The organism is Myxococcus sp. CA051A, assembly GCF_013336705.1.
Taxonomy (GTDB): Bacteria; Myxococcota; Myxococcia; order Myxococcales; family Myxococcaceae; genus Myxococcus; species Myxococcus llanfairpwllgwyngyllgogerychwyrndrobwllllantysiliogogogochensis.
This window is the reverse complement of record NZ_JABUMS010000014.1, coordinates 248,042-274,489: the sequence shown is the minus strand read 5'-3', so window position 1 is coordinate 274,489 and position 26,448 is coordinate 248,042. Positions and strand designations below refer to the sequence as shown.

The following is a 26,448-nucleotide window of genomic DNA, read 5'->3' as shown; positions in this document are numbered from 1 at the left end:
CGCCTCTCGCAGAATGGCGACCATCTGCTCTTCGCTGAACCGACTCTTCTTCACTGCCTGCCTCCGTGGTGTCCGGAGACGGCATCCTCTCAAGCTTCAGGTGGTCCGAAAACCGCAGGGCATGTCAGCTTCGGCTCGAGCGGCGGACCGGGCGAGCGTGAAGGGATACTCCGCCGAGAGCAGCTTCTCACGGTCAGGCTCGATGGCTTCGGCCCGAGCGGCGGACCGGTCGAGCGTGCTCGGCTATACGAGTGGGTCGCTCCGCAAGGGCGCGTCGAACGAAACCGTTGGGGCCTTGCAGGACCGGTTGCGCTCCGCGGGATTCAATCCCGGAAAGACAGACGGGAAGCTCGGCCGCGCCACGGAGAAGGCCGTTCGCGACTTCCAGCGCTCGATGGGGCTCAAGGTGGACGGTGTGGTGGGGCGGCGAACCTTCGAGGCCCTCAACGGCCTTTCAAGCTTCTCGCCGAAGACGACCCGCGCCACGACCACCCAGCCGACGACTGGACGGGCGTTCGAGGGGATGGCTCGGCTCGCGGAACGGCACGGCCTCACCGTCACCTCGACCACGGGAGGAAGGCACAACCCCGGTTCGATGCACTACCAGGGGCGGGCCATCGATGTGCGCACCCGCGGCGTCCCGGCGGCGCGCCTTGAAGCCTTCATGGCCGATGCCCGGGCGCAGGGCTACACCGTGCGCGACGAACGGACACGCCCGAGGGGACAGGCTGTCTGGGGCGGTCCCCACCTCCACATTCAGAGGTAGTTCCACTCAAGCTGCCGCGCTCAAGGATGTTGAGATGGCCCTGGATGCCAATCTCCCCGGGGCGCGGTTGTGCGGGATGACAGGTCAGTCCTTGCACTGTCATCACAGCGGGCAGCCCGAGAGCTGCCCGCCGGAATACCTTCCCGGCTCGCCGTTCAATGGCTTGCGCGAATGTATCCGCTGTCTCCAACGACAACCCCGGTAACGAAGCGGCGTTGGCGTCGGATTCAATGACTCACAGGGTGCGGGTCCGCGTCCCCACGGTGGGCTGCACCGTCTTCGAGGGGCTGTTGTCGATGTCGATGATTTCGAGGGCGGGCGTCGCGCCGCCCACCGCGCCATCCAGCCGCGGCAGCTCCGCCGATTCGAGCGTGCGCAGCGTCTCCTTCTTGAGGGTGGGCTTCTTCGAGGGTCGGGTGCTCATGGCTGGGCGCTCCTGGTCCGGATGAGTGGTCGCACACCGCACGCCCCACGGGTCGCACGGGACATCCAAGCCTAAGTCACGCAAAACAACAGCCTCAAGAAATAACTGCATCGTTGCTGTATAAGGGAATCCGAGGGTTCTTCTCCGACACGACAGCCGCCGTTCACATGCCTCCCCCATCTTCCCCCTCGCCTGACGCGCGTGAGAACCCAGCGGGGCGTACGCGCTCTGGTCGCGCGCCCCCCTTCGTCGCCGCGGACTTCTTCGTCCTGCGCACCCCGTTGCTGCCCTTTGACGCGCTCACGTCGTGGAGCGAGGGACTGGAGGGGCCGGAGGCCGCGCCAGACGCGCTCGAAGCGGCGCTCCAGCGAGACACATCGCGACTGCGCGCACGGCTGCGCCAGTGGGTGGATGACCCGCTCATCCAGGAGTCGCTCTTCATCGCCTCTCCCGCGCTGGTGGAGAGCCTGCACTACTGGCGGGAGAACGCCGACTCCGAGCAGGGCAAGAAGGTCGAGCGGACTCTCGTGCGGTACTTCGCGCGAATGGCCGGGCGCAGCACGCCCTTTGGTTTGTTCGCGGGGCTCTCCATGGGGCGGCCGGGAACAGCGACACGGCTGCGCCTCTCGCCGCGCGAGGACCTGCGTCGCCACACCCGCCTGGACATGGACTACGTCTGCGCGCTCGTGGAGAAGGTGCGGCAGGAGCCTGGAGTCCGAGACCAGCTCTCGTACGTCCCCAACTCCAGCCTGTACCTGGCCGCGGGGCGGCTGCGTTACATGGAGATGCGGCACACCGGACGCGAGCGCACCTACCATCTGGTGGCGGTGGAGCCCTCGTCGTACCTGGACTCCACGCTGGCGCGAGCCCGTGGCGGCGCGTCCCTGGAAGTGCTCGCGGAAGCGCTCACCCGGGATGACGCCGACGTCGGACTGGAAGATGCCCGCGCCTTCATCGTGGAGCTCATCGAGTCCCAGGTCCTCGTCCCCACCTGGGCTCCGCCGCTCACCGGGCCGGAGCCCATCCCCGCGCTGCTGGAGGCATCCGAGGGCTTGTCCGCGCTGACGCCCACGCGCACGAAGCTGGCCGCCGCGCACGAGGCGCTGGGTCGCATCGATGCCGCGCGTCCCGGTGTTCCCGTCGAGTCCTACCGCGACGTGGCCCGCATGCTCGAAGGACTGCCCGTGCCCGCGGAGCTGCCGCGCCTCTTCCAGGTGGACATGCTCCGTCCCGCCGAGGAGGCCACGCTGTCTCCCTGCGTGGTGGAGGCATGCCAGGGTGCCATCGAGGCGCTCCACCGCATCTCCGTGAACAGCGGCGTGGCCACGCCCCTAACGAGCTTCCTGCAACGCTTCGTGGCGCGGTACGAGACGCGCGCCGTGCCGCTGCTGGAAGCGCTCGATGAGGAGACTGGCATCGGCTTCGCGGCGGACGGTGGCACGAGCAGTGGCACCGGCCCGCTGCTCCAGGGCTTCGCCTTCCCGCTCCAGGATGGTGACGGGCGCTTTCCTGGCGGTGCGCGCTGGCGCCACCTGTTGACCCGGTTGGAGTCCTGTTGGCGTGAGCAGACCCAGGAACTGGTCCTCACGGAGGACGACCTCCGCGCCCTGGAGTCCAGGGACGTGCCGCCGCTGCCGGAGGCCTTCTCCATCGTGGCGACAGTGGTGGGCGCCAGCACCGAGCAGGTGGACAACGGGGACTACCAGCTCGTCCTGGAGAGTCTCTCCGGTCCCTCGGGCGCGGTGATGGTCGGGCGGTTCTGCCACGCGGACCCGGCGCTGGAGACGGCGACGCGTGAGTACCTGCGTGCCGAGGAGGCACTGAGGCCCGAGGCCGTCTTCGCGGAAGTGGTGCATCTGCCGCAGGGCCGCATGGGCAATGTCATCTGCCGCCCCGCGCTACGCGAGCATGACCTCGTCTTCCTGGGACAGTCCGGTGTGCCCCCGGAGCATCGGCTCGAGCTGTCGGACCTGTGGCTCTCCGTCGAGCAGGGCCGACTGGTGCTCCGCTCCCGCAAGCTGGGGCGGGAAGTCATTCCCCGGATGACCCATGCCCACAACTACTTCTCCCTGGGGCTCGGGGCGTATCGCTTCCTGGGGCAGCTCCAGCAGCAGGGCGTCCAGAGCCTCGCGTTCTCCTGGGGGCCGCTGGCGCAGGCTCCGTTCCTCCCTCGTGTCACGTATGGCCGCGTGGTGCTGGCGCTGGCGCGCTGGCGGGTGAATGCCGACGTACTCAAGGCCTGGGGCACGGCGCAGGGCACCGCGCGCTACCAGGCACTCCAGCGCTTCCGGAAGCAGGCCCGACTGCCGCGCTGGGTCTGTCTCCAGGATGGCGACAACCAGCTCCCCATCGACCTGGACAACGTTCTGAGCGTGGACACGTTCGTCCAGCTCGCGCGCAATCGTCCCTCGGGCGTGACGCTGGAGGAGTTGTTCCCCACGCCCGACGGGCTCTGTGTCACCGGACCGGACGGACGCTACATGCACGAGGTGGTGCTCCCGTTCCGTCGACGCGAGCCCCTGGCTCGAACGCCCCACGCGCCCGCTGTCGCCACCGCGTCCGTGCCACGCACCTTTCCGCCCGGCTCCGAATGGCTCTACGCGAAGCTCTACACCGGCACGGCCACCGCGGACCGGTTGCTCACGCTCACGCTCGCGCCGGTCCTCCGGAAGCTCACCGAGACGGGCGCTGTCTCCCACTGGTTCTTCCTGCGCTACGGCGACCCGGACTGGCACCTGCGCCTGCGGCTGCATGGCGCCCCGCAGCGGCTCTATGCGGAGGCGCTGCCCGTGTTGCAGTCGGCGTGTGCGAACGCGCTGGCCTCGGGCGAGGGCTGGAAGCTCCAGCTCGACACATACGAGCGCGAGGTGGAGCGCTACGGTGGCCCCACGGGAATCTCGCTGTCCGAGCAACTCTTCGCGGCGGACAGCGAGGCCGTGTTGTCCCTGCTGGAAACCCACCCTGGAGACGAGGGGGCCAATCTGCGCTGGCGACTGGCGCTGCTGGGCATGGACACGCTGCTGGAAGGGCTTGGCCTGTCGCTGGAGCAGAAGCTGGCCGTGGCGAGTCGCTGCCGCAAGGGGTTCGGCGCGGAGTTCCGCGTCAACGCGCGCTTCGAGGACCAGCTCAGCCAGCGCTTCCGACAGGAGCGTCGGGAGCTGGAGCGGATGCTCGACGCGGCTCCGGAGGACGAGGGCCCGTGGAAGGCGGGGCTCGACATCCTGGCGCGGCGCGGAGCCCTGCTGCGGCCCCTCGCGGAGCAGCTCCACGCGGCCGAGCGCGAAGGCCAGCTCACGCTTCCCGTGGCGGGACTGGCCGAGAGCTTCCTGCACATGCACGTCAACAGACTGCTGGCGAGCGACCAGCGAGCCCAGGAACTCATCCTCTACGACTTCCTGGCCCGGCTCTATCGCTCGCGGCTGGCGAGGCCGCTCAAGGGGAGCGCATGAGGCTGCTCGCGCACGGCCGGGATGGTGAGCCAACAAGCAGTCGTCCCTGTTGGTCGGCTCCGGCGCATTCGCTATCGTCCCGAGCCGTCGGCCCGAGGCTGCATCCATGAGTGAGCAACCGCATCAGTCGTCCCTCTTCCGACAGGAAGCGCTCGACCACTACGCACGCCCCGAGGTTCGGGGAACCCTGCTCCGGGTCGACCCGTTCTGGGCGCGCGTCACGTACTGGCTCATCCTGGTGCTGGCGCTCATCCTCGGCGTGGGCCTCTCCGTCGTGGAGATCAACGACTACGCGACGGGGCCCGTGCTCATCCAGGTCCGGGGCCTGGAGGATTTGACTGTCACGTCCGCGGGGCGGGTCAGCAAGGTGCTGGTGAAGCGCGGGCAGTACGTCCAGGTGGGCCAGCCGCTGGTGGAGCTGCACTCGCCCCTGGAAGAGGCCGAGCGAAGCCGCATGACGCAGGAGTTCCGCTCGCAGCTGGCCGCGGGCCTGATGAACCCGCTCGACGCCAGCTCGCGCCAGGCCCTCTCCTCACTGCGCAGCCAGGTGGACTCGAGCGAGGCGCGGCTGTCGGAGCGCGTGCTCCGGGCCTCCGTCAGCGGCCGCATCTACGATGTCCGCGTGCGGGAGAACCAGTACCTGAGCGCGGGGCAGGCGGTGGCCTCCATCCTCCAGGACGGCTCGGAGGCCTTCGCGCTCGCGCTCGTGCCGGGGCAGTACCGGCCGATGCTGGAGCCCGGTCAGCAGATTCGCATGGAGGTGTCTGGCTTTCCGTACGTGTACCAGTACTTCCAGGTGACGTCCGTCAGCGACGAGCTGGTGGGGCCCGCCGAGGTGCGGCGCTACCTGGGGCCTGGCCTGGGAGACGCGCTGTCGCTGCAAGGCCCGCATGTGGCGGTGGAGGGCCGGCTGCCGGGTGCGACGTTCGACGTCGATGGACGCAGCTACTCGTATTACACCGGCATGCCCGGCGTGGCCTGGGTGCGCGTGCGTGCGCGCAACGGCTGGCTGACGCTGCTGCCCGTGCTCGAGCTCCTCGGAAGACCGCGTGGCTGAAGAAGACGACAAGGCAGGCTCTCTCTTCGACCGCTTCCCCGCGCTGGGCCGCATTGGCGAGCACCTGCGGCGCAAGCGTGTCCCCTTCGTGGCGCAGCTGACGGCCACGGATTGCGGCGCCGCGAGTCTGGCCATGGTGCTGGGCTACTGGGGTCGACGCATCGACCTGGACGAAGTCCACACCGCCACGGGCCTGTCGCTGCGAGGCGTCAGCGCGCTGGCCCTGCTCGAAGCCGGCCAGCGCTTCGGGCTGGTGGGCCGGGCCGCGCGGGTGGACATCGACGAGCTGCATCTGCTGGAGCCCGCCACCATCCTCCACTGGGAGTTCCGCCACTTTGTCGTCTTCGAGCGGCTGACCTCCAAGGGCGTGGAGTTGGTGGACCCCGGCTTCGGCCGCCGCGTCGTTCCGATGGAGCAGTTCCGCAAGTCTTTCACGGGCATCGCGCTGCTCTTCGAGCCGTCGGAGACCTTCGAGACGGGGGGCACGGCGCCCGGCCCTCGCCGCTACCTGCGGCTGCTCACCGAGCGCGGCACCACGCTCCGGCGGGTGGTGGTGATGTCGGTGCTCTTGCAGTTGTTCGCGCTCGCGCTGCCCTCGCTCACCGGCGCGGTGGTGGACCGGGTGGTCCCCAGCGGAGACACCACGCTCCTGGCCATCCTCGCCGGGGGCATGGGGCTGCTGGTCGTCTTCCAGTTCGTCTCCTCGCTCGTGCGCGCGCACCTCTTGTTGCACCTGCGCACGTATCTGGATGCACGGATGACGGTGGGCTTCCTGGACCACCTGGTGCGGCTGCCGTTCTCCTTCCTGCAACTGCGCTCGACTGGCGACCTGATGAGCCGGCTGAACAGCAACGCCACGGTGCGTGAGCTGCTCACGTCGGGGGCGCTGTCCGCGGTGCTGGATGGCTCGCTCGTCGTCGTCTACCTGGTGCTGCTGTTCTTCGGCAGCTGGCAGCTCGCCCTGCTCGTGCTGGGACTGGCGCTGTTGCAGGTGCTCGTCTTCCTCTTCGCGCGAAAGCGCCAGCGCGAGCTGATGTCGCGCAGCCTCGAGGTGAACGCCAGCTCGCAGAACTACGAGGTGGAGCTGTTCAACGGGATGCAGACGCTCAAGGCCATGGGCCTGGAGGACCGGGCCGTGCAGCACTGGTCCAACCTCTACGTCGACGTGCTCAACGTCTCGTTGGACCGGGGGCGGCTGTCCGCGCTGACCGACTCGCTCACGTCCACGCTGCGCATGGCATCACCGCTGGCGACACTGGCCGTGGGCACGTGGCTGGTGCTGGACCAGCGGCAGCTCTCGCTGGGAGAGATGCTGGCCATCAATGCCCTGGCGGGGAACTTCCTGACGCCCATCTCCAGCCTGGTGGCCACCGCGTTCCAGTTGCAGTTGGTGGGCAGCTACCTGGACCGGGTGGATGACATCCTCCAGGCCCGCCCCGAGCAGACCGACGACACGCCTCGCCGCGCGCACACGCTGCGGGGCGGCATCCAGGTGTCTCACGTGTCCTTCCAGTACGGCAGTCGCTCCACGCCGGTGCTCCAGGACGTCAGCGTGGACATCCGGCCCGGACAATTCGTGGCAATCGTGGGCCGCTCGGGCGCGGGCAAGTCCACGCTGGCCAACCTGTTGCTCGGGCTGTACCTGCCGACGCAAGGTGACATCCGTTACGACGGCATCTCCCTGCGGGAGTTGGACCTGCGGGCCGTGCGGCGGCAGATGGGCGCGGTGCTCCAGAACCCCGCGCTCTTCCAGGGAGACATCCGGAAGAACATCGCCTACTCCGACCCCACGTTGCCCCTGGAGAAGGTGCTCGAGGCGGCCCGTCGCGCGCAGATTCACGACGAGGTCATGGCCATGCCCATGAAGTACGAGACGGTCCTCAGTGACATGGGGCAATCGCTCTCCGGTGGGCAGCGACAGCGGCTCGCGCTGGCGCGTTCCCTGGTGCATGGCCCGGCCATCCTCCTCCTGGACGAGGCCACCAACGCGCTGGACACGAAGACGGAGCGGGCGGTCCAGGACGCCATCGCGGAGCTGAACTGCACGCGCGTCGTCATTGCCCACCGGCTGAGCACCATCCGGGAAGCGGACCTCATCCTCGTCATGGAGCAGGGCCGGCTGGTGGAGCAGGGGACACATGACGAGCTGATGGCCCAGCGCGGGCACTACCATGAGCTGGTCGCGCAGCAGGACCGCGCCGCGCAGCAGAAGCTCGTGGGCTGACGGACGCCCTCAGGGCGCGCGCTTGGAGACCGGTGGGGGAGCCAGCTCCACCTCGGCCAGCAGGCCCGTGGCGAGCTGCTCGCGCATCGCGCCGTCGATGAGCAGCCGGGCCTCGGCCTTCTGGTGCCGCGAGGACGGGTCCACCTCGGGCGCGAGGCTTTCTACCTGCGCTTTCAGCGTCACACCCAGGGCGGGCAGGCGCACCTGGATGAGTGTGCCCGCGCGCACCGTGGGCGCGATGTGTTCCGGGACGGCGAAGCGCAACTTCAGCTCCTCGCTGACAAGCCGGAGGATGGGCGTCGCGCGGCCCACGAGGCCCCCAGGCACTTGATACAGCTCGGTGATGCGACCCGCGAAGGGCGCGCGAATCCGGGCTGTCTCCAGATTGCGGCTCGCGGAGTCGAGCAGGGCCTTGGCTTCCGCGCCGCGCGCCTGCGCCAGCTCCACGTTCACCTTCGCCAGGGCCACTTCGGTCTCCGCGGTCTCCACGGCTTCGGCGGCGGTGAACTGGCGGATGCTCTGCTCACGCTTCAGCCGCTGCTGTGCCTGGAGCAACAGCAGCTCGGTGCGGCTCACCTCGGCCTGGGTGGCCTGGAGCTGGGCCTGCCGCGCGGCGGTCTCCAGTTGGAGGGGCTCCAGCTCCAGTTGCGCGACGACCTGCCCGGAGGTGACGCGTTCACCCAGTCGCGCCTTGAGCAACTGCAGCCGGCCCTCTTGTTGCGAGGTCAGGTCCAGCGTGTAGCTGGCCACCACCACGCCCACGAGGGAGTCCGAGGAGAACGCGGGACGCGATGCGGGGGCGCCCTCGGCGGGTGGCTCCGCATGGGCCAGCGGGCCACCGAGCAGGACGGCCCCTACCACGAGCCAGCGACTCGAACGCCGCGAGGTGCTTGCGGAAGCCTCGCGAGTCACGCGGCAGGCTCTTCGGTGAAGGTGACTCGGACGTCCATGCTGACCACGACGTTACACCGGGACCGTCTGCCTCCGAAATGGCTCCCATCCTCATCAGGGTGGCCTCGCCCCACTCAGGGTTGAAGGAACGGGGTGGCCTCTCGCCCGTGCGCAGCAGGCTGCACAGGCGCGTGCCCGCGTCTGCGCAACGGTGGCCATGCCCCCCCCGCGAGAGACGTGCGGCGCGTTCCTTGCTGATGCTCCTGCCCATGGGCAACGGCACCCATGCGTCTCCACTCATGCGCGCCTTCTACGTCGCGGGGATGACGCTCCTCATGGGGTTTTTCGGCTTCGCGATTCCATTGGCGTTCGGCATGTACCTCGACAGCCTGTCGACCGGCGACCATGGCGGGCTCAACTCCCTCTGTACCGCCCTGGGTGGCATCGCGGGCATCGGCGTGGGATTGGTGGCGATGCTGATCACCCTGGCGGTGATGTCGAGACGTCGTTGATAGGCGCATCGCACCATCGCCCGACTCGATGATGCGCGACGGTGTCGACGGTGATGTTTGTCGGAAGCGCGCCAGACACCGGACCCGCAATGAGTTGTCATGCAGGCGTGATACATGTCGGCGACACATCCCATGCCGCTGTCCCGCGCCTCGCGTTGAAATCGAGCACGGGGAGCGATGTGTCGTTGTGTGTCGTGAGCCGTACCGGGAGTATCACCCGTCGCCCCGTGAGCCAGGGCCTCTGGTAGCGTGCGCGATACATGGTTCAGACGCTCGTGACTCCTCTTCCCGAACCGGCTGAGCCGGACCTGTCCATCGCCTTCGAGCGCAACCTCGTCAACGAGCAGATTCGCGTGGCGCGGCGCCTGGGGGCGCTGCGCTTCGTCGGTGTGCTCGCCTGGCTCTGCCTGAGCGTGGGCCTTGCGTGGCCCGCGTCCCCGGTGGCGCTGGGCGGATATCTGGTGCTCGCGGGTGCGCTCTGGGCGGTGGCGGGAGGGGTCGCCCGCTGGTGCCGGTTCGCGGGCATGGCCGTGGCGCTGGTGGACGCGCCCATGGTCTTCCTCCAGCAGTACGTCACCCTCCAGGCAGGAGTGCCCGCCGACCTCGTGGGGCCCATGTCCTGCGGGGTGTACTGCGTGCTCCTCGCGCTGTCGGTGCTGTCGCTGGACGTGGGCACCGTCGCGCTCTGCGCGGTGATGAGCATGGGCTTCACGGTCACCCTGATGAAGCTGGGCGAGCCTGGCGCGTGGAACCTCGCCCCCGTGCTCGTTGTCATCCTCGGCGTCACGGCCCTGACGCTCGGCTACGCCACGCACCGCATTCAACGCCTGCTGCACGGCATCTCCCGCGAGCAGGCCCGGCTCGAGCGGCTGGGGCGCTACTTCTCCCCCGAGGTGGCTCGCCACATCGCGGAGCGGGGCACGGGACTGGCGAATGGCCAGCATCGCGAGGTGACGCTGCTGTTCTCCGACATCCGAGACTTCACCTCCATGTCCGAGCAGATGGACAGCCCCCGGGTGGTGGCGCTGCTCAACGAGTACCTGTCGCGCATGGTGGAGGTGGTGTTCCGCCATGGCGGGACGCTCGACAAGTTCATCGGCGACGGCATCCTCGCGTACTTCGGCGCGCCTCTGGACCACCCGGAGCATGCGCGCGCGGCGGTGGCGTGCGGGCTGGAGATGCTCGACGCGCTGACAGCGCTCAACGAGGAGCGCGTGGCGCGGGGCGAGGAGCCGCTGCGCATCGGCATTGGCATCCACACCGGCCGCGTCGTCGTGGGGGACGTGGGCAGCACCCAGCGGCGTGAGTACACGGTGATTGGCGACGCGGTGAACCTGGCCAGCCGCATCGAAGGACTCACCAAGCAGGTGGGAACGCCGCTGCTCGTGTCCGCGACCACGCGCGCCAACGCGGGAGAGACCTTCACCTGGTCCCCCGCGGCCCCGGTGGCGGTGAAGGGAAAGAGCGAGCCGGTGGCCACCTTCGTGCCCGGCGTGGGCATCGCGCTCCTCGCGGGGCCTGTCGGGGCACGGGTCGTCACTCCACACGGTTGAGTGAAACCTCGGCTCCGCCGTCGCCTCTTTCCACGTCGGTCCGTGGCGCACCCGGGGCTCGCGCTAGCGGGAGTCTTCCGGCGCGCCCGCGAGGGACTCGGGCGCTTCGAGCTGGACGGCGGGCCCCATCCAACCAATCGAGGAGTAGGGAAGGACTTCCTCGGGGCCCGGCCCGATGCGGCCCTGGATGCGGAGGCGGACCCCTTTCCCGGTGACCTCCAACAGGGTCGCGAGGTCCGTGACGAGGCCGTGGTAACCGAACCGCACCAACATCACCTGACCGATATAGGGGGTGAGGTTGTCGCGGCAAAGGTCGGGGCCCCGCGTGAAGACGGGCTGGGCCTGGTAGTGATTGGTGGGGAGCTCGCCGGGCGGAGGAGTCGGGTGCTTCACCGCATGTCCCCTGGCGCCGTCCTCCAGTCGCGTGTGCCGCGTCCCCAGGGCCCAGCTCCAGGGCCAGGCATATTGCCCGGCGACGGCGAACATCAGCCGGCGTTCAAGCTTCTCGAGCAGTCCAGGATGGCAGGACACGGTGCCGTCCGACCGCACGTGGGTGAAGGCCCAGCCTCGCTCCGTCGGGAGGAACTGCCCTGGCTTCTCTGGCCAGGGACACCAGGACGGGGGTGGGGGCAGACGGCCCGCTTCGAGGTCGAACGAGGCCTGCGTCCTCAGCTCTCCGTTGGATGCGCTCCAGAACGCGAGCGCGGAGGGACCGATGCCCACGAGCGTGTCGTCGCCTCCCCAGAGCAGTCCCTGGAGGCCCTTGACGGCGGTGAGCCGGCGCAGGCGGCGGGGCTTCCGCCCGATGGCCCATAGCTCGACGCCACCGTCAGTGGTCAGGCATGCGGCCACGGTGCCATCGGGGGACCAGGCCCAACGGTGGGTGTCGGTCTGGTCACTGGGGTGAGCGAGCGCGGAGAGCTTCAGCCGACACAGGAAGGCTTCGTCCTCGAAGATGCAGACGGTGGGATGCACATAGTCATCCATGAGCACCGCCAGGCGTCGTCCATCGGAGGACCAGACGACCTCGCTGATGCCGACATGAGGCGGCTTGCCGGGGATGCGTTCGACGAGCGTGGCGAGGTGCTTGCCGGTGTGCCCATCGATGAGCTCGAGCCGTTGGTCGTCATGGACCAGGCGTGCACCGTCGGGTGAGAACGCGATGGGTGGTTTCACGCCTCCGAGCTGGAACTGGCTCGTGCCGCTCGCCACGTCGGTGGACGATGCGCCGCCCGTGCCGACGTAATCGAAGGTCTCCTCGTCCCAATCACCCCCCGGCGTAAAACGGTAGCCATGAACGCGGGAGCCATCGCGGCTCCAGCGAACCCACGTGTCCGGGTTCGGGCGGTCGCGAGGCGGGACTGGCGGTGGCGGGCACCAGCGCACGTCCGCGCAGTCCTCGTTGAGCGAAGCACCTTCCCGGAATGGGACGATACAGCCGAGTCCGTTCTCCGGGCCGGGGGTGGAGATGAACAGGCGCGTCTCATCGGGCGACCAGCACCAGGCGGGAAGGTGTCCAAGGTTCTTCACGTCCTCGGGGCGCTTGACGTAGCGGGGATCCGGCGAGCCCCAGCGCCGGGTGACGTCGACCTTGAAGGACGGAGGGCCCTCGGAGAAGGGACGCAGCGCGCCGATGACGACGTCATTGAAGACGACGCCGAGCCACTGGCCCGACGGAGACCACTGGATGCAGGAGGACACCCTGCGACTCGCCACGCCCTTGTCGAAGCCGTGGCTGGCGACGACTCGGCCCGTCGCCAACTCCCAGATGCGCACGTCGCCCCCGAAGAAGCCGAACCAGGCGTCGACGCGGAGGCTGGCGACGGCCAGATGCCTTCCGGAAGGGCTCAACGCGAAGGAACTCTGGTCGCCCGAGGAGTGCGGCGTCTCCACGAGCCGCGCGCCCATATCCAGGACGCGCTCGGAGACCCATCGGTGGAGGTCCGTGACGCCCCTTCGGCGCTGGAGTCGCCGCAGCCGCGCCCGCAGGGAAGGCAGGTCCCTGTGGGCCTCGAAGTGGCTGAAGTCAGCCTGCTTCAGCAGCGACTCGAGGGCCTCGTCGGAGGAGTGGTTCAGGGCGTGGAGGTCGATGAAGGGGCCTGGCATGGAGTGGATTGCCAGGGCGCGGCGGCCGCGCCCCGGTCCTCGACAGGAAGAACGAGGCTGCTCACGCGGGGTCGCGCGACATCGCCCCAAGTCGACGAGGCGCTCACACCGCCGTCCAGCCTCCGTCCACGTCGAGCACCATGCCGGTGGCGTAGGCGCACGTCGCCAGGAACCAGGCCGCGTCGGCCATGTCCCGAGGGACACCGGGCCGCTTCATCGGGACGTTGCTCGCGAGCGTGTCCAGGAACGCGCCCACCTGCGAGGCGGGCACGCCCCAGTCGATGGCGGTGTCGCGCGTGAGGCCCGGAGACAGGACGTTTACCCGGATGCCCTTGGGCGCGAGCTCGATGGCGAGCGAGCGGCCCATGGCGTTGATGGCGCCGCACAGGCCCGCGCCGCCCGCGTAGTTGGCGAGCGCCGCGTGGCCCGCGATGCCCGAGCACAACACGATGGCGCTGCCTTCGGCCATCTTCGGGACGGCGTAGCGACATGCGGAGAGCTGGCCGAAGAAGCGGTCATTGAAGAGGGCCCGCCAGGCGCTCATCGGCACCGTCTCCACGGGACCGAACACCGCGCCGCCCGCGCACGTCACCAGCAGGTCCACGCGTGGCACGGAGTCGATGAGCCGCTGCACCTGCGCTTCGTCACCGACGTCCGTCACCACGCCCCGGGCGCCATGCCCGATTCGCGCGAGGGCTTCGTCCATGCGCCCCTTGTTCCGTCCCGCGATGACGACCTCGGCCCCTTCAATGGCATATCGCTCGGCGATGGCCAGTCCAATGCCTGTGCTGCCACCCGTGATGATTGCGAGCTTCCCATCCAATGCGCCCATGGCTGCCTCCAGTCGAAAGGGGCTCCACGTCCACTGCCGCCATTCAGAACCCCGGGTTGAAGCCTCCCTCGGGAAACGCCTGCTTCGCGAGTTCCTGCATCACAGGGAAGCCGTCCAGGAAGCCTGCCTGGGCAGCGGGGATGGGTTTGCCGCTCGCGTCATGGAAGGCGATCTCCCGACACGTGAAGCAGACCACCGCGTCCGCCCACGTCTTGCCAATCCAGAAGCGGAAGGCGATGTCCGGGTTGAACCCACACTTCCTCGGAGGATAGGACGCGGGGTCCTTGGCGGAGACCCAGAGATCCGCCAGTGCCCGGCGTTGCTTCGAACTCAGCTCGGGACCCTCCTTGGGGAGGAGGAAGAAGCCGCTGCGAGGAGTGGTGTCGTCGCGTGCGGGCCCCATGTCCCACGTCTGGTCATTGTCCGCGAGGAAGATTTGCACCCGGTCCGGGCGGCGGAAGAAGTCCTCCGGAGTGGGAGGGGTGGAGCGCCCCGCGGCGGAACACGCGGTGGCGGCCATGGAAGACAGGAGGAGGGCGAGGAGAGCGGTGCGCATTCGCCCAGCCTAACCCTGACCGTGTCAGCGTCGCACGACCTCAATGGCGATGATGTTTGTGATGTGTTGGGCCAGGGCTCCCCGCCAACTCCATTGCGGAGTCGAAGTGCCGCCGCCATCCCTTCGAAGGCTTCTTGAAACTGGGCTACTCTCGCAGGCTCCATGCGACATGGGGGTTGGCACGATGAAGCGCGCTTGGCTGCGATGGATGTCGGTGTTGAGCCTGGGAGCCCTGTTCGTCACGGGGAATGCCCTGGCGCAGGCTCCCGTCACGGTGTCGCCGGAGACGCTCCGGGCCGAACGTCGGGTGAGATTGGTGAAGCTGTGGGGCGACGTCCGGTTCCGCCACCCCAGGGCCTTCTCCATGCCCGCCGAGTGGGATGCCGCCTTCCTCTCCGCGCTGCCCAAGGTGGAGGCGGCGGGGGACTCGGCGGCCTATGCCGCCGCGGTCCAGGGCATGCTCGCGACCCTGGGAGACGGGGCCACGCGGGTGGAGTCCGAGAAGCGTCCTGACGCGGGCCAGCCCCCCACGCTTCGCGCGCTCAAGAGCTGGGAGAAGGATGTCCTCGTGCTCGACCTGCGCAACCTCCTGGGAGAGCAGGGCCCCGCGTCGTTGCAGGAGTTGAGGACGACGCTGGACGCGGACGCGGCGAAGGCTCGCGCGGTGGTGCTGGACTTGCGCATGCGCGGTCTCAAACGCTACGGCCTCGCCTGGATGGTGGCGTCGTTGTTGCCCCACCTCGTCGACGGCGAGCTGCGGGTTCCCGGTCTGCGCGACCTTCGCCACAGTGGCCTGCGGCCACAGGGTGGCATGGAGGGCTTCTACCGCAGTGAGTTCAGGGTGCCCATGGACGATGTCGTCACGGGCACTCCGGGCAAGAAGCCAGCGCTGCTCGTCTTCCTGGTCGACACGGACTCCGCCATCGACCAGCCCGTCCTGGCCCTGCGCGCTCGCGGCAAGGCGCTCCTGGTCGCCGAAGGCCCACTCGATGACGGCGCCATGAACAACCAGGACACCTTGCCGCTGGGAGAGGGCTACAACGTCCTGCTGAGCGTGGACGAGCCGGTGCTGCCCCTGGAGGCGGATGTGAGTCGCCCCGCGCGTGTTCGTCTGGAGGGCCCGGATGAAGGGATGCGCCAGGCGCTCCTGCTGGCCTCCCGCCCTCCTCCCAAGCCGAAGGCCTCGGCCGCGCTCCCTCGGCCCGCGCTCCCCTGGCGCCCGGAGCCGACCTACAAGGACGCGCTCTATCCCTCGCGTGAGATGCGGCTGCTGGCCGGGGCCAAGCTGTGGACGGTGGTGCGCTTCTTCTTCGCCTACCCGGAGCTGATGGACCGGCCCTGGGAGAGCCGCCTGCCAGGGCTGCTCGAGAAGCTGGAGGCGGCGAAGGACGCGAAGGCGTACGTGCTCGCGTTGGCCGAGGCGACCACCTGGCTCCAGGACGCCCATGCGATGGTGCGAGGCCACCCGGAGCTCCAGCGGTTCTACGGCACCATCCCGCCGGTCTGGGTGACGGACCTCGACGGCAAGGCGGTGGTGGTGGAGGTGCGCGATGCGGCCTCCGCGTCGGGGCTCGCGATAGGCGACATCATCGAGACGGTCGACGGGGAGCCCATCGACGCACGGGCACGCCGGGTCGCCCCCTACGTGGCGGCCTCCGTGGCCAGCTACCACAGGGACCTGACCCTGCTGATCGCGCTCGGGGGCGAGGCGGGCTCCACCGCCGCCCTGGGCGTGCGAGGCCCCCAGGGGCCCAAGCAGGCGAAGCTCATCCGCACGCCTCGGGCGAAGCTGCCTCCCTCGAAGGCTGAGTCCTACCGGATGCTGGAAGGAAACCTCGGCTTCGTGGACCTGGGGAAGCTGGAGGTCCAGGAGGTGCCCGCGATGTTCGAGAAGCTCAAGGACACGCGCGGCATTGTGTTCGACCTGCGTGCCTATCCCCGCGGCACGATGTGGGCGCTCGGGCCCTACTTCGACGTGAAGGGCTCACGTCCCTTCGCCTGGTACATGCGCCCCTACTCGGGAGGCCAGAACGTCGGTTGGGTGAAGTACGTCGACTGGCTGCGGGAGACGGACCTCCCCAAGTATCGGGGCCGCACGGTGACGTTGATCGACTCGCGCACCATCAGCCAGGCCGAGCACACCGGGCTGATGCTGGAGGCCGCGGCGGATACCGTCTTCGTGGGCAGCGCCACCGCGGGCACCAATGGCGACGTCACCGAGGCGATACTGCCCGGAGACATCTCCTTCTATTTCACCGGCCAGCAAGTGCTCCACGGGGACGGCCGGCAACTGCAGCGCAAGGGCCTGGAGCCCGACGTGAAGCTTCGGCCGACGGTGGCGGGACTCCAGGCGGGTCGTGACGAGCTGCTGGAGCGCGCGCTCCAGATTCTGCGCGCGGAGCCCCCCAACAAGCCCGCGTCCTCGAGTCGCTGAGCGGCGCCTCCCGTCTTCGTCGGTGCCGCCACGCATGCGCCAGGGCCGGGGCGCATGCGTGGCGTTCACGTCTTCTCTGGAATAAGAGATTTCGAGATAAACATGTCTACATCCACCAAGAAGATGGACAGCCGATCCGCCCTTCCCAGGGCGGGCGGGCGTCGTCTCCGCGAGCCCTGATACAGGCTCGGAGCACCGCTTCCGCCCGGGGAAACGGGCGCGGACGAAGAAGTCGGGATTCACCCCACGGGTGAAACACAGACCATGATTTCGCTCTGGGTGCGTGCGGCCTGGCTCCCTCCCGGGATGTGACACTGGGAGCGGATGCTCCCCGCTCCCCGGCCAGGCGCTCGCCGAGAATGACTCGGAGTGAAGCCCCTTCCCCGTGGAGGCGTGAGAGCGGGCGTCATGAGCCCTTCTTCGCCTCCCTGCACCAGCGCCCTCCCTCGACAGGCCGCCTCCCTGATCGCTCCCAGAAGGCTCCCAGGTTCGGTGGAAATCCCGTATAGGGCCTGCTCGCAACGTGCGCGGCACGCGAGCGCCCCAGAGGGGGGATATCAGCCCCGGGGACTGCTCTGGAGGATTGGATGGAGTTGTCGAGTCTCGAGTCGAATTTCTGGGCAATCGCACCGGGTGTCATCGGCGCCGTGGGGCTGCTCTTCTCTGCGTTCTTCTACTTCCGGGTCAAGGCACTCCCCGACGGCGACGCGACGATGAATCGCATCGCGGGCTACATCCGCGAAGGCGCGATGGCGTTCCTCGTCCGTGAGTACAAGGTGCTCGCGGTGTACTGCGCGGTCATCGCGGTGTTCATCGGCTGGGCCCTCGGCGGTCTCGCGAGCGTGAGCTTCGTGGTGGGCGCGTTCCTGTCGCTGCTCGCGGGCTACATCGGCATGAAGGCCGCGACGTTCGCGAACGTGCGCACCGCGCAGGCCGCTCGCACCGGCTCGAAGCCGAACGCGCTCCTGGTCGCCCTGGATGGCGGCGCGGTGATGGGGCTCGCCGTCGCCGGCCTGGGCCTGATTGGCATGGGCGGCGTCTACTACTTCTTCAGGGGCCACGCGCAGCTGTCGCCCATCCTCCACTCGTTCGCCGTGGGGGCCAGCTCCATCGCGCTCTTCGCGCGCGTGGGCGGCGGCATCTACACCAAGGCCGCGGACGTCGGCTCCGACATCGCCGGCAAGGTCATCGAGAACATCCCCGAGGACGACCCGCGCAACCCCGGCGTCATCGCCGACAACGTGGGCGACAACGTGGGCGACGTGGCCGGCATGGGCGCCGACATCTACGAGTCCATGGTGGCCGCCATCGTCGCCGCCATGGCGATTGCCCTGACGGCCAACGCCACGGAGATCTCCCGCCTCGTCGTCGACTCCTCGGCCACGGGAGGCGCGAAGGTGGCCGGCGTGGTGCTCCCGCTGGTGCTGTCCGCGGTGGGCCTCATCGTCAGCCTGCTGAGCATATTCATCGCGCGCGCCCTCAAGAAGATGAACCCCGCGCAGGTGCTGCGCAGCGCCCTCATCCTGCCCCCTGTCATCCTGGTGGGCCTGTCGTTCGTGATGATGAACGTGTTCGGACTCTCCCAGAACATCACGGTGGCCCTGGCCGCGGGCGCCTTCGGCGGCGCCATCATCGGCCTCGTCACGGACTACTACACGTCCTCCACGCCCGTGCAGCGCATCGCGGAGGCGTCCATCACCGGCGCCGGCACCAACCTCATCCGCGGCCTCGCCGTCGGCATGGAGAGCGTGGGCATCTCCATGGCCACCATCGCGCTGGTGGCCTACATCGCCGACCAGGCGCTCGGCCTGTACGGCATCGCGCTGTCCGCGGTGGGCATGCTGGGTGGCACCGCCGTCGTGATGACGGTGGACGCCTACGGCCCCATCTCCGACAACGCGGGTGGCATCTCCGAGATGTCCGGCCTGGGCCCCGAGGTCCGCGCCATCACCGACGAGCTGGACGCGGTGGGCAACACCACGGCGGCCATCGGCAAGGGCTTCGCCATCGGCTCGGCGACGCTCACCGTCATCGCGCTCTTCTCGGCGTTCAACATGGAGGTCAACCACACGCGCGTCGCGGCGGGTCTGCCGGAGATGAGCCTGTTGCTGACCAACCCGAAGGTCATCGTGGGCATGCTGCTCGGCTCCATCCTGCCGTTCATGGTGGGCGCCTCCACGATGCTCGCCGTCGGTCGCGCGGCGGGTGCCATCGTCGAGGAGATTGGCCGTCAGTTCCGCGAGATTCCGGGCCTGATGGAGCTCAAGGCGGACCCCGACCCCAAGAAGATCGTCGACATCGCGACCAAGAGCGCGCTGCGCGAGATGATCTTCCCGGGCCTCGTCGCCGTCGTCGCCCCGCCGCTGGTGGGCTACGTGCTGGGGCCCAGCGCCCTGGCGGGCCTCCTGGCCGGTGCGCTCGTCGTCGGCGCCACCATGGCCCTCTACATGGCCAACGCGGGTGGCGCGTGGGACAACGCCAAGAAGTACATCGAGAAGGGCAAGCTGCCGGGCCACGCGAAGGGCTCGCACGTCCACAAGGCCGCCGTCGTCGGCGACATGGTGGGCGACCCGTTCAAGGACACCTCGGGTCCTGGCGTTGCCATCCTCATCAAGGTCATGAGCGTCGTCTCGCTGCTCGTGGCCTCCCTCATCGCGCTCCGGTAGTCCGCGTGATGTGGCGCGGCGCCTCGGTTCCGAGGCGCCGCATGGCGGTCCGCGGCACGGACCACGCGGCCTCCTCCAGTGGCCGCGTGGGTCCTCGGAAGCTCCGACGGGAGGAAGACGCGGGCCTTTGGCCCTGCGCACCTCCTGGACGCGTGAGCCCGCAAGCGGCTCGCTCTTCCAATGTCAGACAGCGAACACCTCGCGGACTCCGCCATGCGGGGCACCGGGGTGGTGCGTGCGCGCGTGCTACCTTTCGGGGTGTTTCGCGACCGCCTGCGCACCAGGCATGGGGGGCAGCAGCAGCGACCCTCGCGAGCCTGACGCGCTCGCACCCGCTCCCTCGGGTGTGAGGGATGAGTGCCACCGCTGTTCCGCTGTCAGAGAGGTGTCCCATGGTCCTGGAGCTCTCCCAGCAGCAGATTCATCTCCTCTACGCCTGTCTGGCTGAAAGCATCGAGGACCTGCATGACGAGGTCATCCACACCGACATGCGCGAGCTGCGCGACTCGCTGAGGGACAAGCTCCATCAACTGCAGGCCATCCAGCGCCAGGTCGCGCCCCTGATGCAGCGGGAGCAAGTGGTCCGTTGACGCCGACCGCGCGCCAGGCGCGTCGGCGTCTGGGATTCGGGCGTCAGGGCTGGAGCGACACGCCCGCCTCGCCACGGCGCTTCAGCTCGCCCGCGGCCTGCGCCGCCTTGACGAGCGTGATGACGATATAGGCGCGGATGATGAGGCCGAAGACCTGGGGCTTGCCGCCCTGGTTGATGGTGTCCATCACCGTCAGGACCGTGTCGCTGAGATACAGGAGGATGGCGAGGATGGGGCCCGCGCGGGTGCCGCGATAGGTGAAGAAGCCGAACACCGCGGTCACCGCGCCGAAGAGGAGGGAGCCCACGCCCATCCCCAGGGCTGTCAGCTCCTCATTCTCCGTCACCATGGCGACCACGCCGAGCAGGGTGTTCAAGCCCGCCAGGAAGTAGAGCATGTACGCGGCGGACTTTATCCGCTGCTCGGGGTCCGTGGAGGACCCGGGCAGGGGCAGCCCGTTGCGCAGCACCGCCAGCTCCACGTTGAACACCCCGGATTGGATTTGAACGCTCAGGGTGCTTCCGTCCGGGAGCGTGAAGTTCACGCCCTTCTTGAGCGCGGACGACCCGCCGTCCGTGGTCCCCACGACCTTGCCATCGAGGATGACCGTGAACTTCTTCCAGGCCAGTCCCCACGACAGCTCCAGTCGCTGCGGCCCGCCCTCCTCCAGCGCCAGCTTCTTCGCACCCATGTGAAGCCCTCATCTCTGACCCGGACCGGGTCGAGAGGCCGACGCTAGCCGTCGGGAGAGGGGGGATGCAAAGCTCAGCTCCGCGCCATCCATCCCAGGCCGATGATGAGCAGCACCGTCAGGTGGAACCAGCCCACGTTGCGAGCGAGCAGGGCCCAGCCCTCGCCCGAGCCCGGTGAGGTGCCGCGCCGGATGGCCGCCAGCTCCTGGTAGCCCAGCACGAGCCCCACGAGTCCCGGCACGAAGCCGATGAAGCCCACGGTGGCGAAGATGAGCGCCAGCGTCGCGCGCTGAGAGGGTTTCTCCCCCAACGCCACCGTGTGACAGCGCGAGCAGAGCATCCGTCCCACCTGCCACTTGCGGCACCTTTCACACAGGAAGGTGCCACAGCGGCTGCAGGTCCCCTCCGCGGGGCGCTCGGGATGTAGGGGGCACGGAGCGTGCGTCGCATCCATGCCCCTCTGTCTACCATGCCCCCGAGGGCGCACGTCGAACGGAGCCGGCGCTACGGCTTGGAGAGGAGAAAGGACGCGAGCTTCTCGACGACCTGCTCGTCCACATGACCTGGGACCGCGTATTCGGCGGGCCCGGGTTTGCCGGTGCCTTTGATGAACAGGTGATTGTTCTCCGGAACAGTCACCACCTCGACCTGGGCAACGCTTTCGAGACCACTTCGCCAGGGCGACAGGTCCTCGTCGGTGACCTGGTAGTCCCGTGCGCCTCGCATGATGAGGATGGGGCGCTGGAGCTTCCGGGCCATGGCGACGCCGTCGCGTGACGCCCAGTCCCGCCAATACGCCGCGGGCGCTCCCATCAGTGTCCCGGTGCCGAGCTTCCCTGCCTTCAGCAGGCCCACGGTCTGCTCGAACTCGGCGAGCTTGTCGGCCGGTACTTCGAGATACCTCAGTTGTGCGAGCACCTGGTCCCAGGGCGGACGTCCAGGAGGCGCCAACAGGACCGCGCCCGCGACGGGCGCCGCGAGGACCGCGATCTCCGGAGCCAGGAGGGCGCCCAGGCTGTGCCCCACCACGAAGACCCGCTCGGGATGAATCTCTGGACGTGCCTTGAGGACGCCCACGGCCGCGACTGCATCCACGACGACCTCATCGTCGATGGAGATGTTCGTGAGCTGCGGGCCGTACTGAAAGGTTCGCTTGTCGTAGCGCAGGACGGCGATGCCGCGAGACGAAAGCCCCTCGGCGATATCCTTGAAGGGCTTGTTGGGGCCAATGCTCTCATCCCTGTCACGGGGACCGGAGCCGTGGACCAGGACGACGCCAGGGAATGGGCCGCTCCCGGTCGGCACCGTCAACGTGCCCTTCAGCAGGAACGGCGCTCGTCCCACGGAGACTTCCTCAGTCCGGAACGCGGCGCCGTTGACGGCTGGCGTGGCGGACGTGGGTTGCACCACGGCCTTCGCGGGGGCGGGCTCCGACACACGCGGCTCCGGCGAACTCGCACAGGCCGCGGCGACCAGGGTGATGACTCCAAGCATCTTCGCCCGATGAGGGGCGGCGTCTGATGGGCGACAGGCAGCGCGAAGCATGTGGCTCTCCTCGTCACACGAAACGTCGTGGGCCTTCATTGTTCGTCGACCCGCCTTTGCCCCCCTCGATGCGGCGATAGAGGACGTACGAGTAGATGACAGGGATGATGCAGGCGATGGAAACGGCCACGAGCACGGGGTTCGGCCCGGCGCCCAGCAGCCCCGAAACGAAGATGACGATGCCCGCGAGGACAAAGAGTCTTCCTCCCAGGCGGTGCGTGCGAAGCCAGACTTCGTCGCTCGCCAGCGTCCAGGGGGTTCGGATGCCAACGAAGAAGTTCTTGGTGAGCTTCCCCATGACGTTGCCCAGGAGCACGAAGAGCAGGCCCGTCGCCGCGGGAACCACTCGCTCCATGGGTACGGCGGTCCCGATGCCCGCGAGCAGGAGCAAGGCATTCATCAGGAACAGGAACGCGAGCGTCGTCGCCAGGACGAATTCGAAGACACCCTGAAACCGCTCCATGCGGTAGCCCTTGGGCGAAATCCGGGGGAGCACCACCAGCAATAGATAGATGCCGGCCATCATCAACGGCAGGACGAAGGGCCCCCACGGTTTCGGCGTGTGGCCATCCACGGCTCCCCGCGCATTCCAGTGGGTGGGTATCGCTTCCGGGAGTCGGCTGTAGAGCACGGCCGCCATCACGAACGACGCGATGACGAGTCCCAGGCTCAGCACGTTCGCGCGGCTGATTCTCATCGCTCTTCTCCATTCGGCTTGTCGACCTTGAAGAGGTCGAGAAGCAGGGCCGCTACGTCCTCGAACACAGTCGTGTTGAGGGAGTAGACGATTTGTTGTCCGCGTCGCTCGCAGCGCACCAGGTCGGCGGCCTTGAGGACGTTGAAGTGATGCGACAACGACCCCTTCGTGATGTCGAACGCCTCCGCGAGCTCCCCCGCGCTCTTCGAGCCGCCCTGCAGGAGCTTGAGCACCTTGCGCCGGGTCGGGTCCGAAATCGCCTTGAAGACTTCCTGCGTCCGCATCGCTACCTTTTTGATTGTTTGATGGGTTTCAAAATAACGACTTCGAAAATCCTGTCAAGGGGGGCCGCATGCCACCTTTGCGTGGGCATGGCCACGGGAGTGCGTGGGTAGGGGAGTCATGTCCCCGGGGTGGTTCCGCCTCTCTCCACTTTCACGTTCTTGCCGCGGCTTGGCGAATCCGGTCACGAAGCGCGTGGGGGGAAGGCTCGGGTGCTTGTGCAATGGGATGCCCGCCCCTATTGGGGGCGCACGGTGCGCAACGCAAGTTGTGCCCCGCAGCGCAAACCCCATCAGCACAAGCGGACAAGGAGAACCCATGGCTTCCCCTACGGCTGCAATGGCAGTCAGCATCATCTTGATTCATGGCGGATTCGTCGACGGCGCGGGCTGGGCGTCCGTCCACAAGCTCCTGAAGAAGGAGGGCTACAACGTCACCGTCGTGCAGAACCCCACGCTGTCCCTGGCCGACGACGTCGCGGTCACGAAGCGCGCCATCGCCGCGCAGACGGGCCCCGTGCTGCTCGTCGGGCACTCCTATGGCGGCGTCGTGGTCACCGAGGCAGGGAACGACCCGAAGGTGGTCGGGCTCGTGTACATCTCCGCGTTCGCACCTGACGCGGGCGAGTCGGTCTCGTCGCTCATCGCCAACCCCCCGCCCGACGCGCCGGTCCCGCCCATCCTGCCGCCGCAGGACGGCTTCCTCTTCCTCGACCGCTCCAAGTTCCGCGCGTCCTTCGCGGCTGACCTCGATGCGGACACGGCTGCGTTCATGGCCGATTCCCAGGTGCCCTGGGGGGTGGAGGCGCTGGGAGGGAAGATCTCGCAGCCCGCGTGGAAGACGAAGCCGAGTTGGTACCTGGTTGCGTCGGATGACCGGATGATCCCGCCGGCGGCCCAGCGCAACATGTCCAAGCGCGCCGGCGCGACGGTCAGAGAAGTCGCCGCCAGTCATGCGGTCTATGTCTCGCGACCGAAGCAGGTTGCCGCGATCATCTCCGATGCGGCCAGGTCACTCGCGGCCAAGGCCCAGTAGCCAGGTTGCCGGCAGCCACGCCGTCTACGTCTCGCAGCCGAAGTCGGTCGCGGACATGAACGCCGCGGCTGCGCGCCGCCTGAGGCCAGGGAGATGATGCCTCAGCGCAGGCGCTGGCGTCGCCAGGCGCCCGGGCTCATTCCGACCACTCGCGTGAACGTGCGCGTGAAGTGACTCTGATTGGCAAATCCACAGGCCACGGCGATTTCGCTCAGTGACTGGGTGGCAGCCTCAATCAATCGTCGAGCCTTCTCCAGTCGCCGCCCGACGAGCCAACGGTGCGGCGGCTGGCCGGTGGTCTCGCGAAAGGCGCGGGAGAAATGCCGCTCGGAAAGCCCGCACGTACGGGCGAGCTCAGCGAGTGAAACCGAACCGTCCAGGCGCGAATCAATGAGTTCTTTGACGCGTCGTGCGTGCGCCGGACTCAGGCCGCCTCGCAGGTTCGTGCGCGCTGCGTGGAATGCGCCGTAACCGCTCGCCAGATGCGTGACGAGCGCGAGCGCCACGTGGTCGGCGTAGAGCGTGCTGACCTCCTCCGGAGCAGCCAACGCAGGGCGTAGTGCGAGCAGCAGGTGTTGTACGACGGGATCCGAGAAGCCGACGCCCGGCTGGTGACGCAAATCATCGAGCGTCTGTGCACCCGCGTCCGCGGCATACGCCCCGAGTGCCTGTCGCTTCAGATAGATGCTCACGTAGTGAAACGGCCCGACATACTCCGAGGTCAGTGTCGAACGCAGGTCGACGATGCCGGCATGCCCCGCGTGGAAGTTCTGAGGCTGTATCCAGCGGTTCTCCGCGCGCATGGCGCCTCGCGGTCGTTCTCGCAGATGCAGTGTGAGCACGTATGCTTCGTCGCGCGGCACCGTGCCCGTGATGAGTTCGTTGGGGGCGTCGGACCGGAACTCGCCGGCGACCAGGTTTGAGCGCTGGAGCACGCGGGACTGGAGCTGCGCCCCAAAGGCCGCGGTGAAGGGAAGTTCAGCCCGTCGAGTCGAACGCGAATCCGTCATGCGAGTCTCCGCGAACCAAGAGCCATCGGTCATCCTATGTATGGCCGATTTCTCCGTAAACGATGATTGGCCCTCGATGCGGGAATGATGGAGTCCGGCGTCGTCCGTGCGGGAAAATTCTGTCGGTGGCAGGCCGTTGAAGTCAGATGTCGTGTCTCGATCAACGGGATACCTCCCAGGCCAAGGCCACATGTCCATCCGGCCGCCAAAGCAGTCTGTCCACGCCATGGAGGGGGCGGTGTCAGTGAGGGTGACGCCACCCTCGCGCGCGGGCGGGGCGGCCCATGCGCACATATGAACTGGTCGGTTAAAAAGTGTTGACGAAGGAGACCTCGGGCTCTAGATATTTTAAACGACCGGTACATAAGTTGAGGCCGACATGGCGGAGTTCAGTGGCAAGGCGGCATTGGTGACGGGTGGTACGCGGGGAATCGGCGCCGCCATCGTCCGGCATCTGGCGAGGGGCGGAGCGGACGTCGCCTTCACCTATGCGAGCTCCGGGGAGAAGGCGGCCGCGCTGGTGGAGGAGCTCACGGCGCAGGGCCGCCGCTGCGTGGCCATCCAGGCGGACAGTGGTGACGCCCACGCGGTCCGGCAAGCCGTGGAGCGCGCGGTGTCGGAGCTGGGGCGCCTCGACATCCTGGTCAACAACGCCGGCATCTTTCCGTCCGGACCGTTTGAAGGAGTCTCCCTCGAGGAAATCGACCGGACCCTGGCGGTCCATGTCCGAGGCGTGTTCGTCGCCGCTCAAGCCGCGCTCACCCACATGACCCACGGTGGCCGCATCATCTCCATCGGCTCGTGCTTCGCTCAGCGCGTTCCCTATGGCGGCGTCACGCTCTACGCGATGAGCAAGTCCGCGCTGGTGGGCCTCACGAAGGGCCTGGCGCGGGAAGTCGGTGAGCGAGGCATCACCGTGAACGTGGTCGACCCCGGGTCGACCGATACGGACATGAATCCGGCGGATGGCCCCCAGGTCTCGGCCGAGCTGGCGCTCATGGCGGTCAAGCACTTCGCTCGACCCGAGGACATCGCCGCCACCGTCGGACATCTGGCGGGCCCGAGCGGGCGCTTCATCACGGGGGCTTCGATCGCGGTCGATGGCGGCTTCACCGCGTGACCCGCGT

The 26,448-nt window shown here is 68.2% G+C and carries 22 protein-coding genes; 11 read left to right on the top strand and 11 right to left on the bottom strand.

Annotated elements, in window-relative coordinates; all coding sequences use genetic code 11:
* The first annotated feature begins 202 nt into the window (after positions 1 to 202).
* A complete protein-coding gene (locus HUA74_RS33815) occupies positions 203 to 766 on the top strand; it encodes a peptidoglycan-binding protein (protein WP_174457843.1) in 564 nt (187 codons plus the stop codon).
* A gap of 235 nt (positions 767 to 1,001) precedes the next feature.
* Here the strand turns inward: HUA74_RS33815 and HUA74_RS33810 are convergent, their stop codons facing one another.
* Complete coding sequence (locus HUA74_RS33810) at positions 1,002 to 1,190, bottom strand: hypothetical protein (RefSeq protein ID WP_174457842.1); 189 nt, start codon at positions 1,188 to 1,190, stop codon at positions 1,002 to 1,004.
* A 167-nt stretch (positions 1,191 to 1,357) separates the two neighbouring features.
* Here HUA74_RS33810 and HUA74_RS33805 point away from each other — a divergent pair, with 167 nt between their 5' ends.
* The 3 genes from HUA74_RS33805 to HUA74_RS33795 all read left to right on the top strand — a co-directional run bounded on the left by HUA74_RS33805 (position 1,358) and on the right by HUA74_RS33795 (position 7,920).
* Positions 1,358 to 4,639, top strand: coding sequence for a lantibiotic dehydratase (locus tag HUA74_RS33805; protein ID WP_254625355.1), 3,282 nt, complete (start codon positions 1,358 to 1,360; stop codon positions 4,637 to 4,639).
* 106 nt (positions 4,640 to 4,745) lie between these two features.
* Entirely contained in the window at positions 4,746 to 5,696 is a 951-nt protein-coding gene (locus HUA74_RS33800) for an efflux RND transporter periplasmic adaptor subunit (RefSeq protein WP_174457841.1), read from the top strand.
* The gene (locus HUA74_RS33795; protein ID WP_174457840.1) at positions 5,689 to 7,920 is read left to right on the top strand and encodes a peptidase domain-containing ABC transporter; all 2,232 of its coding nucleotides are present in this window, start codon (positions 5,689 to 5,691) and stop codon (positions 7,918 to 7,920) included. The genes HUA74_RS33800 and HUA74_RS33795 overlap by 8 nt, the downstream gene beginning before the upstream one ends.
* Positions 7,921 to 7,929: 9 nt before the next feature.
* Here the strand turns inward: HUA74_RS33795 and HUA74_RS33790 are convergent, their stop codons facing one another.
* Complete coding sequence (locus tag HUA74_RS33790; protein ID WP_174457839.1) at positions 7,930 to 8,781, bottom strand: efflux RND transporter periplasmic adaptor subunit; 852 nt, start codon at positions 8,779 to 8,781, stop codon at positions 7,930 to 7,932.
* A 299-nt stretch (positions 8,782 to 9,080) separates the two neighbouring features.
* On the opposite strand from HUA74_RS33790, the gene HUA74_RS33785 reads away from it, so the two are divergent.
* Entirely contained in the window at positions 9,081 to 9,323 is a 243-nt protein-coding gene (locus tag HUA74_RS33785) for a hypothetical protein (protein WP_174457838.1), read from the top strand.
* A gap of 260 nt (positions 9,324 to 9,583) precedes the next feature.
* Positions 9,584 to 10,876: an adenylate/guanylate cyclase domain-containing protein gene (locus HUA74_RS33780; protein ID WP_254625354.1), complete on the top strand. Its 1,293-nt coding sequence runs from the start codon at positions 9,584 to 9,586 to the stop codon at positions 10,874 to 10,876.
* 63 nt (positions 10,877 to 10,939) lie between these two features.
* Here the strand turns inward: HUA74_RS33780 and HUA74_RS33775 are convergent, their stop codons facing one another.
* From HUA74_RS33775 to HUA74_RS33765, 3 genes are all read right to left on the bottom strand, one after another.
* Positions 10,940 to 12,982, bottom strand: coding sequence for a WD40 repeat domain-containing protein (locus HUA74_RS33775; RefSeq protein WP_174457837.1), 2,043 nt, complete (start codon positions 12,980 to 12,982; stop codon positions 10,940 to 10,942).
* A 103-nt stretch (positions 12,983 to 13,085) separates the two neighbouring features.
* On the bottom strand, positions 13,086 to 13,814 hold the full coding sequence (locus HUA74_RS33770) for an SDR family NAD(P)-dependent oxidoreductase (protein ID WP_141640795.1): 729 nt from the start codon (positions 13,812 to 13,814) through the stop codon (positions 13,086 to 13,088).
* Between the two features lie 43 nt (positions 13,815 to 13,857).
* On the bottom strand, positions 13,858 to 14,370 hold the full coding sequence (locus HUA74_RS33765; protein WP_174457836.1) for a hypothetical protein: 513 nt from the start codon (positions 14,368 to 14,370) through the stop codon (positions 13,858 to 13,860).
* A 184-nt stretch (positions 14,371 to 14,554) separates the two neighbouring features.
* On the opposite strand from HUA74_RS33765, the gene HUA74_RS33760 reads away from it, so the two are divergent.
* The 3 genes from HUA74_RS33760 to HUA74_RS33750 all read left to right on the top strand — a co-directional run bounded on the left by HUA74_RS33760 (position 14,555) and on the right by HUA74_RS33750 (position 20,060).
* A complete protein-coding gene (locus tag HUA74_RS33760; protein WP_174457835.1) occupies positions 14,555 to 16,804 on the top strand; it encodes a S41 family peptidase in 2,250 nt (749 codons plus the stop codon).
* 587 nt (positions 16,805 to 17,391) lie between these two features.
* A complete protein-coding gene (locus HUA74_RS33755; protein ID WP_174457834.1) occupies positions 17,392 to 19,470 on the top strand; it encodes a sodium-translocating pyrophosphatase in 2,079 nt (692 codons plus the stop codon).
* 392 nt (positions 19,471 to 19,862) lie between these two features.
* The gene (locus tag HUA74_RS33750; RefSeq protein WP_141640799.1) at positions 19,863 to 20,060 is read left to right on the top strand and encodes a hypothetical protein; all 198 of its coding nucleotides are present in this window, start codon (positions 19,863 to 19,865) and stop codon (positions 20,058 to 20,060) included.
* Between the two features lie 43 nt (positions 20,061 to 20,103).
* Here HUA74_RS33750 and HUA74_RS33745 read toward each other — a convergent pair whose 3' ends face one another.
* From HUA74_RS33745 to HUA74_RS33725, 5 genes are all read right to left on the bottom strand, one after another.
* Positions 20,104 to 20,751, bottom strand: coding sequence for a hypothetical protein (locus HUA74_RS33745; RefSeq protein ID WP_174457833.1), 648 nt, complete (start codon positions 20,749 to 20,751; stop codon positions 20,104 to 20,106).
* A gap of 74 nt (positions 20,752 to 20,825) precedes the next feature.
* Positions 20,826 to 21,092 (bottom strand): hypothetical protein, encoded by a 267-nt coding sequence (locus tag HUA74_RS33740; RefSeq protein WP_246136953.1) that lies wholly within the window; start codon positions 21,090 to 21,092, stop codon positions 20,826 to 20,828.
* 164 nt (positions 21,093 to 21,256) lie between these two features.
* On the bottom strand, positions 21,257 to 22,297 hold the full coding sequence (locus HUA74_RS33735; RefSeq protein WP_254625353.1) for a S9 family peptidase: 1,041 nt from the start codon (positions 22,295 to 22,297) through the stop codon (positions 21,257 to 21,259).
* 13 nt (positions 22,298 to 22,310) lie between these two features.
* A complete protein-coding gene (locus tag HUA74_RS33730; protein ID WP_174457832.1) occupies positions 22,311 to 22,994 on the bottom strand; it encodes an SdpI family protein in 684 nt (227 codons plus the stop codon).
* Positions 22,991 to 23,278 carry an autorepressor SdpR family transcription factor gene (locus HUA74_RS33725; RefSeq protein WP_141640803.1) on the bottom strand — a complete coding sequence of 96 codons (288 nt, stop codon included), beginning with the start codon at positions 23,276 to 23,278 and terminating at the stop codon, positions 22,991 to 22,993. The genes HUA74_RS33730 and HUA74_RS33725 overlap by 4 nt, the downstream gene beginning before the upstream one ends.
* Before the next feature lie 316 nt (positions 23,279 to 23,594).
* Between HUA74_RS33725 and HUA74_RS33720 the strand changes: the two genes are divergently transcribed.
* A complete protein-coding gene (locus HUA74_RS33720) occupies positions 23,595 to 24,311 on the top strand; it encodes an alpha/beta hydrolase (RefSeq protein WP_174457831.1) in 717 nt (238 codons plus the stop codon).
* Between the two features lie 101 nt (positions 24,312 to 24,412).
* Here HUA74_RS33720 and HUA74_RS33715 read toward each other — a convergent pair whose 3' ends face one another.
* Positions 24,413 to 25,321, bottom strand: coding sequence for an AraC family transcriptional regulator (locus HUA74_RS33715; RefSeq protein WP_174457830.1), 909 nt, complete (start codon positions 25,319 to 25,321; stop codon positions 24,413 to 24,415).
* Between the two features lie 379 nt (positions 25,322 to 25,700).
* Here HUA74_RS33715 and HUA74_RS33710 point away from each other — a divergent pair, with 379 nt between their 5' ends.
* Positions 25,701 to 26,441 (top strand): 3-oxoacyl-ACP reductase family protein, encoded by a 741-nt coding sequence (locus HUA74_RS33710; protein ID WP_174457829.1) that lies wholly within the window; start codon positions 25,701 to 25,703, stop codon positions 26,439 to 26,441.
* Positions 26,442 to 26,448 lie beyond the last annotated feature (7 nt).